Raw genomic sequence first — 17072 nt, 5'->3', positions numbered from 1 at the left:
GTTTAGCCAGGTTGGTTGATATCTTTGGCAAAGTGGTTGATATATCTCTGGATTTGGCCGATATATTTGTAAATCCGCCGATAAATTCGAAAATGTGGTCGATAAAATCAAAAAATCGCCAATAAAAATATAAAATGAATATTCATGAACCGCTCGTAACCGCTATATGATTTAAAATTTTAACGTTTGGCTATAATTTTAGGCTCTTTAAAATAATTTCGTTCCAGGAACTTCTCTTTTTTAGGCAATATCCAGGGTAACGCCGAACCACCTCCAGGGTGTGAATTAAAAGCATAATACAAAAACCCTCTGAATCCTCAGAGGGTTTTCTTCGTTATCTTTTCTTCTTTTTACCCAGTGATTGTAATTGATCCATCACCTTTGCGCGTGACTTTTGGTCTTTTAGCAAGTATGCTGTCCCTAGAGCAACAGTCGTCATCATCAGTTTTTTTCTATCCAAATTACAACCTCCTCGGATATTAAATGTCCATGTATATGAAATTCCCGATACAAGCCTATCTAAACATTTCAGCATTTACCGTAAACTTTTAAAGTACTTTAAACCCTGTGGTAATCACTTGTGCATAAGGTACTGGTAAATTAAGTAAGGCCCCTTTTTAATTGTTGATTGTAAAAATGTCTGAATCAATGGATAGTCTTCATTGGGCATCATTTTGATCAACTCACTCCACCATTCTGTTTCATAACGGGCTATCATGCCAAGATTATATAGCAATAAATAATGCAAAAGGAGCTCCGGAAACATTAAAAATTCTCCTTTATTGAGTGGGAGGACGTATTGTTTTTCCTCCAGGTTGAATTTTAACGGAATGGGCTCAGCCGAGGCATCAAGGTTAGCCTCGAACTTGAGATTGCCATTACTTTTTTCTTTGAAAGATACGGGAATGGATGACTTAAGTTGAAAGAATTCCTTGAAACGATTTTCAGTCATATGAAAGTGATCCAATATGGACATAGGCAGGGAGTAAAGTGAATCCTGTTCAGATTGCAGCTTTTCAAAATTTTGCTTCCCTCTTAGTGATGCATAGATGCCAGAGAGTTCAGGAATCCGTTCCATCACGTCACCCATTGTTGCTTTTTCTCCTTCCAATTGTTTCATGTGGAACATCTTTTCAGCCATAAGCGAAAATAGGCCATTCTTTTGGAATTTCACCTCATCATCCAAGAATCGATATTGTTGCTTTTTACGCTTTCTTGTCGAAACACCGTGAGCAAGAACGGAAGTCGTCTCAGGGTAATCTGGTTCAACTGTCAGGATGCATGCTTTGATAAGATGGACAAGTCCATAGAAAAGCAAAATGGGCTGGATGGCCAGCGGCGATTTTTCTGCCTGTTCATAATAAAGCTTCCCATGTTCGAGATAATACATAAAGGGATAGCAGTTTTCAAAGCTCTTCAGGTCAGGCTGCTCGAGATTGATTTTCCGGTAACATTTTTTTAGAAAATCTTGTGAATATTCGGCTGAAAAGAAGAGTGTATAGCTATTCCAATCTTTATAAGGCAAAGACACATAAAAAACCTCCAAGTTAACTGAAAAATCTAACTAATAACAACGTCCTTGACAGTATTTTAACCAATTGATAACCTACAAATAATATTTTCTTAAAGGGGGGCATTTACTATGTGGGAAAGTAAGTTTGTAAAAGAAGGATTAACGTTTGATGATGTACTATTGGTGCCAGCTAAATCGGAGGTTTTACCAAAGGATGTCAGCCTCAAGGTCAGCCTGACAGAGACACTGGGATTGAATATTCCGATCATCAGTGCCGGCATGGATACAGTAACAGAAGCTGAATTGGCGATTTCCATCGCAAGGCAGGGGGGTCTGGGCATCATCCATAAAAACATGTCCATTGAAGCCCAGGCAGATCAGGTTGATAAGGTAAAGCGCTCTGAAAGTGGTGTCATCACTGATCCTTTCTTTTTAACCCCAGAGCATCAAGTATATGATGCTGAACATCTGATGGGGAAATATCGCATTTCCGGTGTTCCGATTGTCAATAACAAAGAAGAGCAAAAACTTGTTGGAATCATTACGAATCGTGATATGCGTTTTATCCAGGATTACTCCATTAAAATTGAGGAAGTCATGACTAAAACGAATCTGGTGACTGCTTCTGTAGGTACAACCCTTCAGGAAGCAGAACAAATCCTTCAGCGCCATAAGATTGAAAAACTCCCACTAGTAAATGACGAAGGTGTTTTGAAAGGCCTCATCACCATTAAGGATATCGAAAAAGTGATTGAGTTCCCGAATTCTTCGAAGGATAACAAAGGCCGATTATTATGCGGAGCCGCAGTCGGGGTAACAGCCGATACGATGAAGCGTGTTGAGATGCTGGTGAAATCACATGTGGATGTCATTGTTGTTGATACAGCGCATGGGCATTCGAAGGGTGTAATTGAAACAGTAAAACAAATCCGTGAAGCCTACCCAGAACTTAATATTATCGCCGGAAATGTCGCGACAGCAGAAGCGACAAAAGATCTGATTGAGGCTGGGGCAGATATCGTGAAGGTTGGCATTGGACCTGGTTCGATCTGTACTACGCGAGTCGTTGCCGGTGTAGGTGTGCCGCAAATTACAGCTGTGTATGATTGTGCGACAGAAGCACGCAAGCATGGCAAGGCAATCATTGCCGATGGAGGCATCAAATACTCCGGAGATATCGTGAAAGCACTAGCCGCCGGAGGGCATGCAGTCATGCTTGGAAGCTTGCTGGCTGGTGTCACTGAGAGTCCAGGTGAAACTGAAATCTACCAGGGAAGACGCTTCAAAGTGTACCGTGGTATGGGTTCAGTTGCTGCGATGGAAAAAGGATCGAAGGATCGTTACTTCCAGGAAGACAACAAGAAGTTTGTTCCAGAGGGCATTGAAGGAAGAATTCCTTACAAAGGACCCCTTACAGACACAATCTATCAGCTGATCGGCGGCATCCGTTCGGGCATGGGATACTGCGGAACGGCAAACCTTCAAGAATTAAGGGAAAATGCTCAATTCGTAAGAATGACGGGCGCAGGTTTGAGAGAGAGCCACCCGCATGACGTCCAGATCACGAAGGAAGCTCCAAACTATTCCATGTCATAATTCAAAGCCTGGAAAATCAGGTTTTACTTACGTTGTATAAGCAGCAAGTTTACGAAAAAGAAAATTAAATAAAGGAAAAACAGACAGGGACTAAGACTTTTATCCTGTTTCGGGTCTGTTTTTTCCTGATTTTACAATAGACAGAGTGACTATTCTCTGTCTATTTTTTTCGTTTTTTTTATGGTAAACTATACGGGTGTGATTTTTTAAAGGGTAGAAAAAAATGCAAGTTTTATAGATTATTTCAAAATTATGGAGGGAAATTCGTCTTGAATCGTAAACAGAAACAGCTTTCAATGTTTTTTGCAGCATTCATTCTAACGATCACAACAATGTTTTCAGGATTTTCAATGGAAGCTGAAGCAGCAGAGGGTCAACTCGGCATTGATGCCGAAGCAGCTATGCTGGTAGATGCGGAAACTGGAAGAGTATTATATGAGAAAAATTCCGATGTTGTCCTTGGTGTGGCTTCCATGTCCAAGATGATGACAGAATATATGGTTCTTGAAGCGGTCAAAGAAGGAAAGCTGAAGTGGGATCAGAAGGTCAAGATCAACGAGTATGTCCACAAGCTGTCAGCTGCACCTGGCCTTTCAAATGTTGGCTTGACCCAAGGTGAAGATTATACGGTAAAAGAATTATATGAAGCGATGGCGATCCATTCCGGAAATGCAGCAACGGTTGCACTTGCTGAGGTTCTTTCTGGAACTGAGAAAAACCATGTTGAAAAAATGAACAAAAAAGCAGCCGAGTTAGGCTTGAAGGATTATAAATTCGTCAACTCCTCAGGCTTGAACAATAAGGATCTATTAGGCCAGCATCCTGCAGGCAATCCTGATGAAGAAAATGTCATGTCTGCACGTTCAATGGCCAAGCTTGCCTACCGACTATTGAAGGATTACCCAGAGGTTTTGGAAACAGCAAGTATGCCTGCATTGAAATTCCGTGATGGCCGTGAGTACAAGAACTTTAACTGGATGCTTCCAGGCCTTATTTATCAATACGAGGGTGTCGATGGCCTGAAGACGGGTTCTACTGATTTTGCTGGCTATGGTTTTACTGCTACTGCGATGAAGAATGGCCAGAGAGTCATCTCTGTTGTGATGAAGGCGGACTCTAAGGACAGCCGTTTTGCTGAGACTCGTAAAATCCTTGATTTTGCTTTCAGTAATTTTACAGAAGAAGAGCTTGTGAAAAAGAATTATCAGGTGAAAGGCAAGAAAACTCTTCCGGTAACGAAGGGCAAGGAAGACAGCGTGAAGATCCAGTCAAAAAAGGCGATCTCCATGGTAATCAGAAATGGCGAAAAAGATCAATATAAGCCAGTGCTCGTTCTGGATAAAAAGAAGCTTAACAAAGATGGTGAGCTGACTGCTCCAATCAAAAAAGGCGAACAAGTCGGCTATATGACTGTTAAGAATACCCAAGATGAAAAGATCAGCTTCCTGACTGAAGATGGCCAAAAAGAAATTCAGGTTCCAGTCGTTGCTGCTGAAAGCGTGGAAAAAGCAAACTGGTTCGTGCTTACAATGCGTGGAATCGGCGGGTTCTTTGGAGACCTGTTTGGCGGCGTTGCTGATACGGTAAAAGGTTGGTTTTAATGAATAATCAAAGGTTTCCTGTCTTGACAGGAAACCTTTTTTATTGTTTATTTTCAATAGGGGTAGCTGTAATTCCGACTAAAAAAGTCCGAATATCCAGTTATTTGTATTTGCTTTACATAGTAATCCCTTAAAAGGGACAAGGGGGAGTAAGAATGAGGACAGGTACTGATCGTGTTAAACGTGGTATGGCAGAAATGCAAAAGGGCGGCGTCATTATGGATGTTGTCAATGCCGAGCAGGCAAAGATTGCTGAAGAAGCAGGTGCGGTTGCCGTAATGGCACTTGAGCGTGTTCCTTCAGATATCCGTGCAGCTGGCGGTGTAGCAAGAATGGCTGACCCGAGAATCGTTGAAGAAGTGATGGGTGCTGTCACGATTCCCGTTATGGCAAAAGCAAGGATTGGACATATTGTAGAAGCACGTGTGCTAGAAGCAATGGGCGTTGATTATATCGATGAAAGTGAAGTTTTGACTCCGGCAGATGAGGAGTACCACCTGAATAAAAGAGATTACACAGTTCCGTTTGTCTGCGGATGCCGCGATCTTGGCGAAGCAGCCAGAAGGATTGGCGAGGGAGCATCCATGCTTCGTACAAAGGGTGAGCCAGGCACTGGAAACATCGTTGAAGCTGTTCGCCATATCCGCAAGGTGAACGCACAGGTTCGCAAAGTAGTCGCAATGGATATTGATGAGCTTATGACAGAAGCTAAGCTTCTTGGAGCGCCATATGAGCTTCTTCTTGAAATCAAGGAGCTTGGACGTCTCCCGGTCGTCAACTTTGCAGCAGGAGGCGTAGCAACGCCCGCAGATGCAGCATTGATGATGCAGCTTGGTGCTGATGGAGTATTTGTTGGATCTGGTATCTTCAAATCTGATAATCCAGCGAAGTTTGCAAAGGCAATTGTCGAAGCAACGACACATTATCAGGATTATGAATTGATTGCGAACATTTCGAAAGGCCTTGGCATCCCGATGAAGGGCATGGAGATTTCATCATTGGCCCCTGAAGCCCGCATGCAGGATCGCGGCTGGTAAGGAGTATCAATATGGTGAAAATCGGAGTACTAGGCCTTCAAGGGGCTGTCCGTGAGCATATATGGGCAATCGAGGCTTCTGGGGCAGAGGGCGTAGTTGTTAAACGTCCCGGTCAGCTGGAAGAGATAGACGGATTGATCATTCCAGGCGGAGAAAGCACGGCCATTCGCCGTCTGATTGATAAGTATGGATTCATGGACGAGTTGAAAAAATTCGCTGCAGATGGCAAGCCAATGTTCGGGACCTGCGCAGGATTGATCTTGCTGTCGAACGACCTGGTTGGCTATGATGAACCGCATATCGGTGTCATGGATGTGAAAGTGGAACGCAACTCGTTCGGGCGCCAGCGTGAGAGTTTTGAAGCAGATATCGATATTTCCGGAGTGGCTGACAATTTTTCCGCCGTATTCATCCGGGCTCCTCATATCGTGGAAGCGGGTGAGAATGTCGAAGTGCTTGCAAAGCATAATGACAGGATTGTCGCTGCCCGTGATGGTCAATTCCTCGGCTGTTCCTTCCATCCGGAATTGACAGATGATTTTCGGCTCATGAATTACTTTGTTAAAATGGTAGAAGAGTCTAAGAGTAAAAATTTTGCATAAACTGCTTGCATGCTGAACATAATTGTAGTAAATTATGAATTAAAATTCGATAGTAAAAGCGATGAGAGGGAATAGTAGCTTGTTTCCATTCCGAAGAGAACCGGTGGTTGGTGCAAACCGGTGTCTGGAACAAACGAATCCGCCCTCGAGCAGAGTATGGAACGCCATATGGCCAGTAAATACTCTCGGTAAAAACCGTTATTTTATGAGTGGAAGGCATTTTTGCCTTCAACTAGGGTGGCAACGCGGGTTAACTCTCGTCCCTTTTTGGGGACGGGAGTTTTTTATTTTATCAAAAGCTTTTTACTGCATATCAAAAAGGGAGGGATTCGCAGTGTTAGACGTAAAGTATTTAAGGGCGAATTTTGAAGAAGTAAAACAGAAGCTTCAGCACCGTGGCGAAGACTTGACTGATTTTGGAAAGTTTGAGGACCTGGATGTCAAGCGCAGGGAATTGATCCTTGAAGCTGAACAGCTGAAGAGCAGGAGGAATGAAGTATCCCAGCAGGTTGCGCAGCTTAAGCGTGAAAAGCAGGATGCAGACCACCTGATTGCGGAAATGCGTGAAGTAGGCGACAAAATCAAGGTGCTGGATGATCAATTGCGTGAGGTCGAGGAAGAGCTCGAGGCATTGATGCTTAGCATTCCGAATATCCCGCATGAAAGTGTTCCGGTTGGCGAAACAGAAGACGATAACGTGGAAATTCGCAAATGGGGCGAAGTCCGTGACTTTGAATTTGAAGCTAAGCCGCACTGGGAAATCGCAGACCATCTGAAAATCCTTGATTTTGAACGTGCAGGAAAAGTAACAGGCAGCCGTTTTGTCTTTTACAAAGGCTTAGGCGCACGCCTTGAGCGCGCATTGATGAGCTTCATGCTTGACCTGCATGTGGATGAGCATGGCTACAAGGAAATCCTTCCTCCGTACATGGTCAACCGCGCAAGCATGACAGGAACAGGACAGCTGCCTAAGTTTGAAGAGGATGCATTCCGCATCGAGAGCGAAGATTACTTCCTGATCCCGACAGCCGAGGTGCCTGTCACGAATATGCACCGTGACGAGATCCTGAGCGGTGAAGAGCTGCCAGTCAATTATGCAGCATACAGTGCATGTTTCCGTTCTGAGGCAGGATCCGCCGGACGAGATACACGCGGTTTGATCCGCCAGCATCAGTTCAACAAAGTGGAGTTGGTGAAGTTTGTTAAGCCTGAAGACTCTTATGACGAGCTGGAAAAGCTGACTGGACACGCCGAAAAGGTGCTTCAGCTGTTAGGCCTGCCATACCGCGTTTTGAGCATGTGCTCTGCTGACCTCGGCTTTACTGCTGCTAAGAAGTATGATATCGAAGTCTGGATTCCAAGCTACGGCACGTATAGGGAAATCTCTTCTTGCAGTAACTTTGAAAGCTTCCAGGCAAGACGTGCGAATATCCGGTTCCGCCGCGAGCCTAAGGCAAAGCCTGAACATGTGCATACCTTGAACGGATCAGGCCTTGCGATTGGCCGTACAGTTGCCGCGATTCTCGAGAACTACCAGCAGGCTGATGGAAGTGTCATCATTCCAGAAGCACTGCGTCCATACATGGGCAATAGGGAAGTTATTGCTCCTGAATAAGTTTCATTAATAAGCGGTTTAAACTTTGATTAGTGTCTAGATCCAACGCCTAGCTCCTCGAGTTGCTTGTCCAGTTTCGCCTCCTAAAAACTCCGAAACTTCAACTCCGCCGGCAGAAGCAAAAAGCGCTTCTTTGTCGGAGTCTCCAGTTTCTGCGTTTCTGGGCAGTCGGCTATACATTTCGATTTCGGTCCGTCCAATGAAGTCAAAGAACGACTTCACTGGTCGGCCCTCCAGCGCTTGTCGGAGCTGACCAAGGCGTTTCCGCTTTTCTTTTGGGCAGGATTCATTCCTGCCCAAAAAAACTTTTAAAGAATTGTTGACTCGTTTTTGAATACGTGATATTATATTTCTTGTCTCGGAGGTATACCCAAGTCCGGCTGAAGGGATCGGTCTTGAAAACCGACAGGCGGGTAACACCGCGCGGGGGTTCGAATCCCTCTACCTCCTCCATTTAATTTTTCAATTAAAGCATTAACGCATAAAACAATTTGGAGATTGTGTAAGGAAACCCGTTACTATGTAGCGGGTTTTTTTATATATTATAACTGGACGTTGATAGTAGAGAAATAAACGGATAAACTTCACTAAAATTTGGAGCTTCCCTTATTTCCTTTTCATTTATTAAATTCAACTCATTGGATTTTGTCTTATATAGAACAGTTAACCGGAATATCTCCTCTTATTTTTGCTTTAAAAACTATACATAGCTAAAATATCATCACTTATGAATTCTCACACTTTCACGAGTATCTTTTTCTTACAAAATAAAAACCGCCAAATGGCGGTTTTACTTTTTCAATAATTGAGTTTGTTTGATATGTGCCGCGATTTTCTCCACAATTGGTTCAATGGATTCCGGATTGTTAAACAAATCGTAATCATTGATATTCAAGCGCAGGACAGGGCAAGCGTTAAAGTTATTGATCCAGTTCTCATAGCGGGCATGCATTTCTTCCCAATAACTGATCGGTGTCTGCTGTTCCATGGGACGTCCTCTTAGCTTGATGCGCTCAAGAATGTCGTCGATTGAACCTTCCAGATAGATCAGCAGGTCAGGATGCGGGAAATACGGAGTCATGACCATTGCGTCGAAAAGGCTCTTATATGTTTCGTAGTCCACCGGGGACATTGTGCCTTTTTCATAATGCATTTTTGCAAAAATGCCTGTATCTTCATAAATCGAACGATCCTGGATAAAACCGCCGCCGTATTCAAAAATTCTTTTTTGTTCCTTGAAACGCTCAGCCAGGAAGTAAATTTGCAGGTGGAAGCTCCATCGTTCAAAATCAGCATAAAACTTATCAAGGTAAGGATTTGTATCTACCTTTTCAAAGGATGTACGGAACCTTAGGGCATCCGCCAATGCATTCGTCATGGTAGATTTGCCGACTCCAACTGTACCGGCAATCGTGATGACGGCATTAGCCGGGATGTCATATTTTGTTCTTAAATTCATGGTTGTACGCTCCTTTTTCTTAATGATGCGGTTAGCTGGTCAATGATCAGCTGAAGATCTTCTTCATGCTTGACAAAATCCAGATCATCGCCGCTGAAACGGAGGACTGGGATTTCTGGATGGTCTTGCTCAAATTGAAGCATTGCTTGTTCATAATCAAGAGATAATTGCTCTAGATATAATGGACTGATGTTTTTTTCGACTTCGCGGCCGCGCATCTTGATGCGCTTCAGCAATGTATCGAGGCTTGCATTAAGATAAATGATGACATTAGGCTTAGGCATATCTTTTGTCAGGATTTGATAAATATCTAAGTATTTTTTGTATTCCTGCTCATTCAATGTGCGCTGGGCGAAAATGAGGTTTTTCATGATATGATAATCAGCTACGACAGGCTTGTCCTGGCTGAGGTAATGTTCATTAATATCTCCAAGCTGCTTATATCGATTGCAGAGGAAAAACATTTCTGTCTGGAAACTCCATTCTTCGATGTTATCGTAAAACTTCCCCAAAAATGGATTTTCATCGACAATTTCTTTTAAAAGTGCAAATTGGAATCGTTCGGAAATGGCTCTAGCCAGTGACGTTTTGCCGATCCCAATCGGTCCTTCAACCGTTATAAAAGGTGTTCCTTCCACAACATGTCCTCCCTCTCCGTTGTATCTGTATCTTTTTTTACATTTCTGTCAGTTAAATCGCGCAAAATTCATTTTATCACACCAGTACATGGAATGGATATGCTATATTTAGAGGCAATTTTAGCAAAAAAAGAAGACAGCCGCATAAATACTGCGCCTGTCATATATTATCGGAATTTGTAAAAAATTTTTAACAGTCATTCGGGGCATAAAGTCTTATCTTTTCACTACGTTGAAATTTTCCTGGATGAGCAGCCAGTTTTGCGGAAAGGAAAGGCCGAGCTTCCAATAACTCATGCCTCTCAGGTTCAGTTCCTTGATCAGGTCGAATTTTGCCTGAATGGAACGCGCATCCTCAAACCAGACTTCATGCTGTTTTCCGTCAGATGCCGTATATCGGAATGTCGGTGCCTGAGACACTGTGTTGTATTGGATCGCGACGTTATTATCTGCTGCGATCTGGATGGCCTGCTGTGGACTGACGGCGCGGGCGATAGATCCCTGGACAAATGGCAGAGTCCAATCGTATCCATAAAGGTTCTGGCCCATCATGATTTTTTGTGAAGGCATTTCACTCGCGGCATACTCCAGCACCTCACGGACAGGGCCAATCGGGGATACTGCCTGGGCAGGTCCGCCGCTATAACCCCATTCATAGGTCATGATGACGACGAAATCGACTATTTCCCCATGTGTTTTGTAGTCGTGAGCAGTATACCAGGCACCAGTCTGGGCAGCGCTCGTTTTAGGAGCTAATGCAGTGGAAATGAACCAGCCCTCCTGTTTGAACCGATCCCGGGCTTTTCGCAGGAAAGTGTTATAGGCTTCACGGTCTGCTGGACGCAGGAATTCAAAATCAAAATGGATATCGCGGAAGCCATATTTTTTAGCGGTAGCAACGATATTGTTCAGGAATTTATCCTGAATGGCCATATCATTCAGTAAGATACGCCCAAGCTCATCACTGAACTGGTCATTTTCCTGGTTAGTTATGACCATCATCAATATATTATTGTTTGCCTTGGCGATGGCCGGGAAATTGTTCAATAGAGGCTCCTTCAAAGTACCGTCACGAAGGGCCTGGAAACTGAATGGAGCAAGATATGTCAAATAAGGGGCAGCTTCCCGTGCCGCCGTTTCCAGAGCAGGGGCAACTGTATTTCCGCGCGGTTCTACATACGCATTGAATTCGGCATTTGATTTTGGCTGTTGCGGTATATAAAGCCGGAAACCAACTGAGAGCGCCTGGTTCACCGAAATTGCATTGATCCGGGCAAGCTCCTGGGGTGTGGTTCCGAACCTTCGGGAAATGGACCACAAGCTGTCTCCTGGCTGGACAAAATAGAAACTTCCGACAATCGGAATGACCATCGCCTGGCCAACGACTAGATTATTTGGGTTAGGCAGTTCATTTGCCTCGGTTATATCCGCAACAGACGACCCGTATAATTGAGCAATCTGTGTCAACGTCTGTCCTTGCTGAACCACATGGATTTGCATCTTCTTCCCTCCCTGGCATTTTAGCGCTACCACCATTGTATGAAGGAAGAAAATGCAGTATGTTATAAATCAAGCTCCTTAGAAGGTCTTGTATCGGCTGACAGGACATTTTTCATCATGGTCAGCGCGTATTGGTTGTCCTTATCATCATTAGAGGCAATGAAGTCCTCTGGTATGATGAGATTGTATTCACGCATATACGCATCATTCGCGGTGAAAAGAACGCAAATGTTCCCGGCGATCCCCGAAAGGACAAGGGTATCAACCTTTAGCTGCTGAAGCAAAGTATGCAGTGCGGTTCCATAAAAAGCGGAGTGCTTCGGCTTGATCAGGAAATAGTCCTTGTTCTTTTCAGGAGCGATTTTTTTAATGATGTCCTCGCTCGTTTCATTCGAGCAATAATCCATGATTTTTTCAAAATCAGCCTGCCATAGATTATAATGGTCATTAATATAGATGACAGGCATGTCCCTTTCATTGAAAGATTTCTTTAAATTTAAAATCGGATCGATGATGTTTTCTGTATTTTTAGCGAGGGCTTCCCCTGCATCAAAATTAAAGTCATTGATCATATCGATGATCAACAGGGCAGTCTTTGGCATGAATAATCCTCTCCTTCTCCTTTATATTTTTACCGGCAGGGGATTATTAAACCAGTTGGAAATATAAAACACCTTAATGGAGGAAAAGATGGAATATACTCCAGATGAAAGATATATGCTAGAAGCAATTGAAGAGGCAAAAAAAGCAGGGCAGATAGGCGAGGTGCCGATTGGGGCAGTCATTGTCCTGGACGGGGAGGTCATCGCCAGGGCACACAATCTCCGCGAAACAAAACAAAGCTCAATCGCCCATGCTGAAGTACTGGCGATTGACGAAGCCTGCAAGAAACTCGGCACTTGGCGGCTTGAAGATGCCGTTCTGTACGTTACACTGGAGCCTTGTCCAATGTGTGCAGGGGCAATCATGCTCTCCCGGGTAAAAAAAGTGGTCTATGGTGCAGCAGATCCAAAAGGCGGCTGTGCCGGCACCTTCATGAACATTCTCCAGGATGAGCGTTTCAATCATCAAAGTGAAGTTGTGTCAGGTGTGTTAAAAGAGGAGTGCGGAGCATTATTGTCCGATTTTTTCAGAAAGCTCCGTGAAGAGAAAAAACAGAAAAAGAAACAGGCAAAACAGGCGATGGTACAGCATACAGGAATTGACAGCTGATAAACATTGATTTTTATGGGCAGAGTTAGTATACTATGTATGTGTCCTTGAGACACAACTAAATATGGTTTCAATTTTGCCGTGCTAGTCGGGGAGGTAGCGGTGCCCTGTACCCGCAATCCGCTCTAGCGGGGATGAATCCCTTCCTGAGGCTGTTTTACTGTAGGGTCTGCCTTAAGTAAGTGGTGTTGACGCCCGGGTCCTGCGCAATGGGAATCCATGAACCATGTCAGGTCCGGAAGGAAGCAGCATTAAGTGGACGCTCCCATGTGCCGCAGGGTTGCCTGGGCCGAGCTAACTGCTTAAGTAACGCTTATGGTATTCAGTCGACGGAAGGTGCGCGGCAGTTAAATATGATTCATTCAACTCATCTCTTATACGGAGATGAGTTTTTTGTATTTCTCTTTTCTAAAGACTGTTTTCGTAAAGATTGTTGTTAAAATCTTAAAGCCGATTTTAACGTGCTATAAAGCCATTTTGCAGTTCGTATTTAAGTGTGCAAGCTCTTTTCTCATGATAAACTTTAATTTTATAAAGAAAACTAGGTCATTGAATCCCATTTTGTAGTCAATAGCAATAAAGTTTGAGAAAAGAGCCTTTCTAAAAGTGTAAATGTCCCAAAAATTGCGTTATAATAGGAAGGATAATAAAACGAAGGGAGCGGTGTCATTGGCCTACCAAGCATTATATCGTGTCTGGCGTCCACAGCAGTTCATTGATGTGGTCGGACAGGAACATGTAACAACGACACTGCAAAACGCTCTGCTTCAACAAAAAATATCACATGCCTACCTTTTTTCCGGCCCGAGGGGGACTGGAAAAACGAGTGCTGCTAAAATTTTGGCAAAAGCGGTTAACTGTGAACAAGCTCCGACAACAGAGCCTTGCAATGAATGCGATGCCTGCCGGGGAATAACCGATGGATCGATTCCCGATGTGATCGAAATTGACGCTGCTTCCAATAACGGTGTCGAGGAAATCCGGGATATCCGTGACAAAGTAAAATATGCCCCTAACGTCGTGAAGTATAAAGTATATATCATCGATGAGGTGCATATGCTTTCCATCGGAGCGTTCAACGCCTTGCTAAAAACACTTGAAGAGCCTCCAAAGCATGTTATCTTTATCCTCGCTACAACTGAGCCCCATAAGATTCCACTCACAATCATTTCACGATGCCAGCGATTTGATTTCAAGAGAATCACGGCTCAGGCCATCGTTGGCAGGATGAAGCAAATTGTTGAGGAATCTGGAGTGGATTGCGATGACACAGCCTTGCAAATCATTGCCAGGGCAGCGGAAGGCGGAATGCGTGATGCCTTGAGTCTGCTGGATCAGGCAATTTCGTTCAGCCAGGACCGAGTGACGATTGAAGATGCGCTCACAGTAACAGGAACAGTATCACAGAACTTCCTCAACCAGCTGGCCAAAGCAATTTATGAAAAAAATGCAGCTGTTGGACTGGAAGCATTGGATGAGCTTCTTTTACAAGGAAAGGATCCGGCAAGATTCATAGAAGACATGATCTTCTTTTACCGCGACATGCTCCTTTACAAGGCAGCACCAGGATTAGAAGAAGCCATGGAACGAGTGATGCTGGATCATGATTTCCAGGAACTCGCCAATCAAATTGATTCCGCACAAATATATGAATTGATTGAGGTCTTGAACAAAGCCCAGCAAGAAATGCGCTGGACGAACCATCCGCGTATTTTCCTTGAAGTCGCGATCGTAAAACTGTGCCAGCTTGATGCTCAGGTGCAGACAAGCAATGTACAGGTTGAACCTTTATTGAAGAGGATCGAACAGCTTGAAGAAAAGCTGGCGAATTTTCAGCAAAACCCGGGTGTGGCAGCAAGTGAACCAGCTGCAGCCAAGAAAGCGCCGCGTCCAAACCGAAAAGGTTTCCAGGCTCCGGCCGGAAAAATCAATGAGGTACTGAAAAGTGCAACAAAGCCTAATCTTCAAGCGATCAAGGGACGCTGGGGAGACTTGCTAGAAATGCTGGCTGCCAAGCAAATGCGTTCGCAGGCTGCGTTATTGAATGAAGCCGAACCGGTTGCTGCATCTGATGAGGCGGTCGTGATAAAATTCAAATATGAGATTCACTGCCAGATGGCAATGGAAAACACCAGGTTCACTGAAACTGTCAGCGGTGCGATGCTGGATTACACAGGTAAAAGATTGCAGGTCATCGGTGTGCCGGAAGAACAGTGGCTTAAAATAAGGGAAAACTTTATCAGCCAAAGAGGCGACGGATCAGCGGAAGGGCAAGCTGCTGCCAGTGAAGACCCGCTGATTGCTGAAGCCAAGAAATTATTTGGCGATGAATTAATACAAATACAAGATTAATATAGGAGGACGTTAATATGATGCGTGGAATGGGTAATATGCAAAACATGATGAAGCAAATGCAAAAAATGCAAAAGAAAATGGAAGAAGCACAGGTTCAATTAGGTGAAGAGAAAATTGAAGGAACTGCAGGCGGCGGTATGGTAACAGTCATCGTAACTGGCCACAAAGAAATCGTCGATGTGCAAATCAAGCCGGAAGTCGTTGATCCGGATGATGTAGAAATGCTTCAGGACCTAGTACTTGCTGCAACAAACGATGCACTGAAGAAAGCAGAAGAATTAACGAACAAAACAATGGGACAATTCACAAAAGGGATGAACCTTCCTGGGGGAATGTTCTAGGAGGAATAAATAAGAATGCATTATCCTGAACCAATATCAAAGCTGATCGACAGCTTTATGAAATTGCCAGGTATCGGCCCAAAAACAGCCGCACGTCTGGCTTTTTTCGTCTTAAGCATGAAGGAAGAAACCGTATTGGATTTTGCGAAGGCCCTGGTGAATGCGAAGCGCAATTTGACATATTGCTCTGTCTGCGGTCATATCACTGACCAGGATCCATGTTATATTTGCGAGGACCAGCGCCGCGATCGCAGTGTTATATGCGTGGTCCAGGATCCCAAGGATGTCATTGCGATGGAAAAAATGAAGGAATACAACGGCCTGTACCATGTGCTTCATGGAGCTATTTCCCCAATGGATGGAATCGGCCCGGAAGATATCAATATACCAGATCTGCTGAAAAGGCTTCAGGATGAAACTGTCCAGGAAGTCATCCTTGCTACGAACCCTAATATCGAAGGTGAAGCGACGGCTATGTACATCTCAAGACTCCTGAAACCGTCAGGAATCAAGATTACAAGGATTGCCCATGGTCTGCCTGTCGGAGGGGACCTTGAATACGCAGATGAAGTCACGCTATCAAAAGCACTCGAAGGCCGCCGGGAAGTATAATTCTATATACAAGAAGCGCTCTACTGGAGGAAGGTCATGTTATTTCGCAAAAAGAAATGGCTAAGAAAAGAATTCGACCAAAAACTATTGGGACAGCTGAACAGCATGAAGACGAACTGGAATAATCAAAAGCTATTGGTTGAAAGAAGCTTCGATCCGTCAGAAGAGTTCATCACAGAAGCAAAGATTGCCGAAGCGAAGTACTTTTTTCTATTTAAAGAAGCAAAGCACAGGAAAATCACGATCAGGACAAAATAAATGCAATAAGGTCTTATTTCAATAACTTGTACATAAAATTGTACAAGACATTGAAGTAAGGAGGATAAGTATGGATCCTATAGTTGTCATATCGGTCCTGGGCGGATTGATCCTGTTGCTGCTCATCATAGGCGCGCCGACAAAACCGCTTCGTCTCATCGGGCAGAGCGCAGTGAAAATCCTGATCGGAGCCCTCTTTCTATTTTTTCTCAACGCTTTCGGAACCAGCTTCGGAATCTACGTGCCAATCAACATTGCAACCGCAGCAGTCTCCGGATTGCTGGGAATCCCAGGTGTATTCGCCCTGGTTGCAATCCAGACTTGGATTATATAATGAACGAACGCCGCTTTTAGAAGAAGCGGCGTTTTAATTTTCTCATTGGTGTTAGGATCAGTAATTAAGAAGTCTTCGCGGAAATCACCATTAGAAACCAATCAATGGGAAAACAACTTTTTGTAAAAAATCTATTGACCAGGCAAGCAGATGTTGTTAATATATAAAAGTTGCTGTTGAACAGCCGTTAATAACTTATGAAAAAAGATGTTGACGAAATAGCGGCAGCATGGTATATTATTTAAGCCGCCTACGGGAGACATTGAAATTGCTCTTTGAAAACTAAACAAACAAGCGTCAACAAACAATAAATTATCATGCTTCTATTATAGAAGACATGAGCCAACGTTTTAACTTATGAGCTAACTCATAACTCTTTCTTGGAGAGTTTGATCCTGG

18 protein-coding genes, 1 tRNA gene, 1 other RNA gene and 1 other annotated feature are annotated in these 17072 nt (G+C 43.9%); of the genes, 13 read left to right on the top strand and 7 right to left on the bottom strand.

What is annotated here, in order from left to right:
• Positions 1–334 precede the first annotated feature (334 nt).
• Together M3593_RS24155 and M3593_RS23425 are read right to left on the bottom strand one after the other, a co-directional pair.
• On the bottom strand, positions 335–460 hold the full coding sequence (locus M3593_RS24155; RefSeq protein WP_260983691.1) for a hypothetical protein: 126 nt from the start codon (positions 458–460) through the stop codon (positions 335–337).
• 114 nt (positions 461–574) lie between these two features.
• Positions 575–1531, bottom strand: a complete 957-nt coding sequence (locus M3593_RS23425; protein WP_251545025.1) for a YaaC family protein — start codon at positions 1529–1531, stop codon at positions 575–577.
• Between the two features lie 111 nt (positions 1532–1642).
• On the opposite strand from M3593_RS23425, the gene guaB reads away from it, so the two are divergent.
• The 5 genes from guaB (at position 1643) to serS (ending at position 7964) form a co-directional block, all read left to right on the top strand.
• A complete protein-coding gene (gene guaB / locus M3593_RS23420; protein WP_251545024.1) occupies positions 1643–3109 on the top strand; it encodes an IMP dehydrogenase in 1467 nt (488 codons plus the stop codon).
• 296 nt (positions 3110–3405) lie between these two features.
• Entirely contained in the window at positions 3406–4710 is a 1305-nt protein-coding gene (locus M3593_RS23415; RefSeq protein WP_481825311.1) for a serine hydrolase, read from the top strand.
• 155 nt (positions 4711–4865) lie between these two features.
• Positions 4866–5747, top strand: coding sequence for a pyridoxal 5'-phosphate synthase lyase subunit PdxS (gene pdxS, locus M3593_RS23410; RefSeq protein ID WP_144481482.1), 882 nt, complete (start codon positions 4866–4868; stop codon positions 5745–5747).
• An 11-nt stretch (positions 5748–5758) separates the two neighbouring features.
• On the top strand, positions 5759–6349 hold the full coding sequence (gene pdxT, locus M3593_RS23405; RefSeq protein WP_144481483.1) for a pyridoxal 5'-phosphate synthase glutaminase subunit PdxT: 591 nt from the start codon (positions 5759–5761) through the stop codon (positions 6347–6349).
• Positions 6350–6401: 52 nt separating this feature from the next.
• Positions 6402–6617 (top strand) — a binding site (T-box leader).
• 66 nt (positions 6618–6683) lie between these two features.
• Positions 6684–7964 (top strand): serine--tRNA ligase, encoded by a 1281-nt coding sequence (gene serS, locus M3593_RS23400; protein ID WP_144481484.1) that lies wholly within the window; start codon positions 6684–6686, stop codon positions 7962–7964.
• Between the two features lie 36 nt (positions 7965–8000).
• On the opposite strand, the gene M3593_RS23395 is transcribed toward serS, so the two are convergent.
• Positions 8001–8186 (bottom strand): hypothetical protein, encoded by a 186-nt coding sequence (locus M3593_RS23395; protein WP_251545023.1) that lies wholly within the window; start codon positions 8184–8186, stop codon positions 8001–8003.
• 138 nt (positions 8187–8324) lie between these two features.
• Here M3593_RS23395 and M3593_RS23390 point away from each other — a divergent pair.
• A tRNA-Ser gene (locus tag M3593_RS23390) sits at positions 8325–8417 on the top strand.
• Positions 8418–8754: 337 nt separating this feature from the next.
• Here M3593_RS23390 and M3593_RS23385 read toward each other — a convergent pair.
• The 4 genes from M3593_RS23385 to M3593_RS23370 form a co-directional block, all read right to left on the bottom strand.
• A complete protein-coding gene (locus M3593_RS23385) occupies positions 8755–9423 on the bottom strand; it encodes a deoxynucleoside kinase (protein ID WP_144481486.1) in 669 nt (222 codons plus the stop codon).
• Positions 9420–10061 (bottom strand): deoxynucleoside kinase, encoded by a 642-nt coding sequence (locus tag M3593_RS23380; protein WP_144481487.1) that lies wholly within the window; start codon positions 10059–10061, stop codon positions 9420–9422. Before M3593_RS23380 ends, M3593_RS23385 begins: the two co-directional genes overlap by 4 nt.
• Positions 10062–10277: 216 nt before the next feature.
• On the bottom strand, positions 10278–11561 hold the full coding sequence (locus M3593_RS23375; RefSeq protein WP_251545022.1) for a glycoside hydrolase family 18 protein: 1284 nt from the start codon (positions 11559–11561) through the stop codon (positions 10278–10280).
• Between the two features lie 62 nt (positions 11562–11623).
• On the bottom strand, positions 11624–12163 hold the full coding sequence (locus M3593_RS23370) for a cysteine hydrolase family protein (RefSeq protein ID WP_251545021.1): 540 nt from the start codon (positions 12161–12163) through the stop codon (positions 11624–11626).
• An 88-nt stretch (positions 12164–12251) separates the two neighbouring features.
• On the opposite strand from M3593_RS23370, the gene tadA reads away from it, so the two are divergent.
• The 7 genes from tadA to M3593_RS23335 all read left to right on the top strand — a co-directional run bounded on the left by tadA (position 12252) and on the right by M3593_RS23335 (position 16673).
• Positions 12252–12773 carry a tRNA adenosine(34) deaminase TadA gene (gene tadA, locus M3593_RS23365; RefSeq protein ID WP_251545020.1) on the top strand — a complete coding sequence of 174 codons (522 nt, stop codon included), beginning with the start codon at positions 12252–12254 and terminating at the stop codon, positions 12771–12773.
• A 79-nt stretch (positions 12774–12852) separates the two neighbouring features.
• Positions 12853–13117, top strand: an RNA gene (gene ffs / locus M3593_RS23360) — signal recognition particle sRNA large type.
• A 325-nt stretch (positions 13118–13442) separates the two neighbouring features.
• The gene (dnaX, locus tag M3593_RS23355) at positions 13443–15125 is read left to right on the top strand and encodes a DNA polymerase III subunit gamma/tau (RefSeq protein WP_251545019.1); all 1683 of its coding nucleotides are present in this window, start codon (positions 13443–13445) and stop codon (positions 15123–15125) included.
• Positions 15126–15142: 17 nt separating this feature from the next.
• Positions 15143–15469, top strand: a complete 327-nt coding sequence (locus M3593_RS23350) for a YbaB/EbfC family nucleoid-associated protein (protein ID WP_251545018.1) — start codon at positions 15143–15145, stop codon at positions 15467–15469.
• Positions 15470–15484: 15 nt separating this feature from the next.
• Positions 15485–16081, top strand: coding sequence for a recombination mediator RecR (gene recR, locus M3593_RS23345; protein ID WP_144481492.1), 597 nt, complete (start codon positions 15485–15487; stop codon positions 16079–16081).
• Positions 16082–16117: 36 nt separating this feature from the next.
• Positions 16118–16339 carry a YaaL family protein gene (locus M3593_RS23340; RefSeq protein WP_144481493.1) on the top strand — a complete coding sequence of 74 codons (222 nt, stop codon included), beginning with the start codon at positions 16118–16120 and terminating at the stop codon, positions 16337–16339.
• A gap of 70 nt (positions 16340–16409) precedes the next feature.
• The gene (locus M3593_RS23335; RefSeq protein ID WP_144481494.1) at positions 16410–16673 is read left to right on the top strand and encodes a pro-sigmaK processing inhibitor BofA family protein; all 264 of its coding nucleotides are present in this window, start codon (positions 16410–16412) and stop codon (positions 16671–16673) included.
• The last annotated feature ends 399 nt before the right edge of the window (positions 16674–17072 follow it).

Source organism: Mesobacillus sp. MER 48 (assembly GCF_023714225.1).
Taxonomy (GTDB): Bacteria; Bacillota; Bacilli; order Bacillales; family Cytobacillaceae; genus Mesobacillus; species Mesobacillus oceanisediminis_A.
This window is presented reverse-complemented; position numbering and strand designations above follow the sequence as displayed.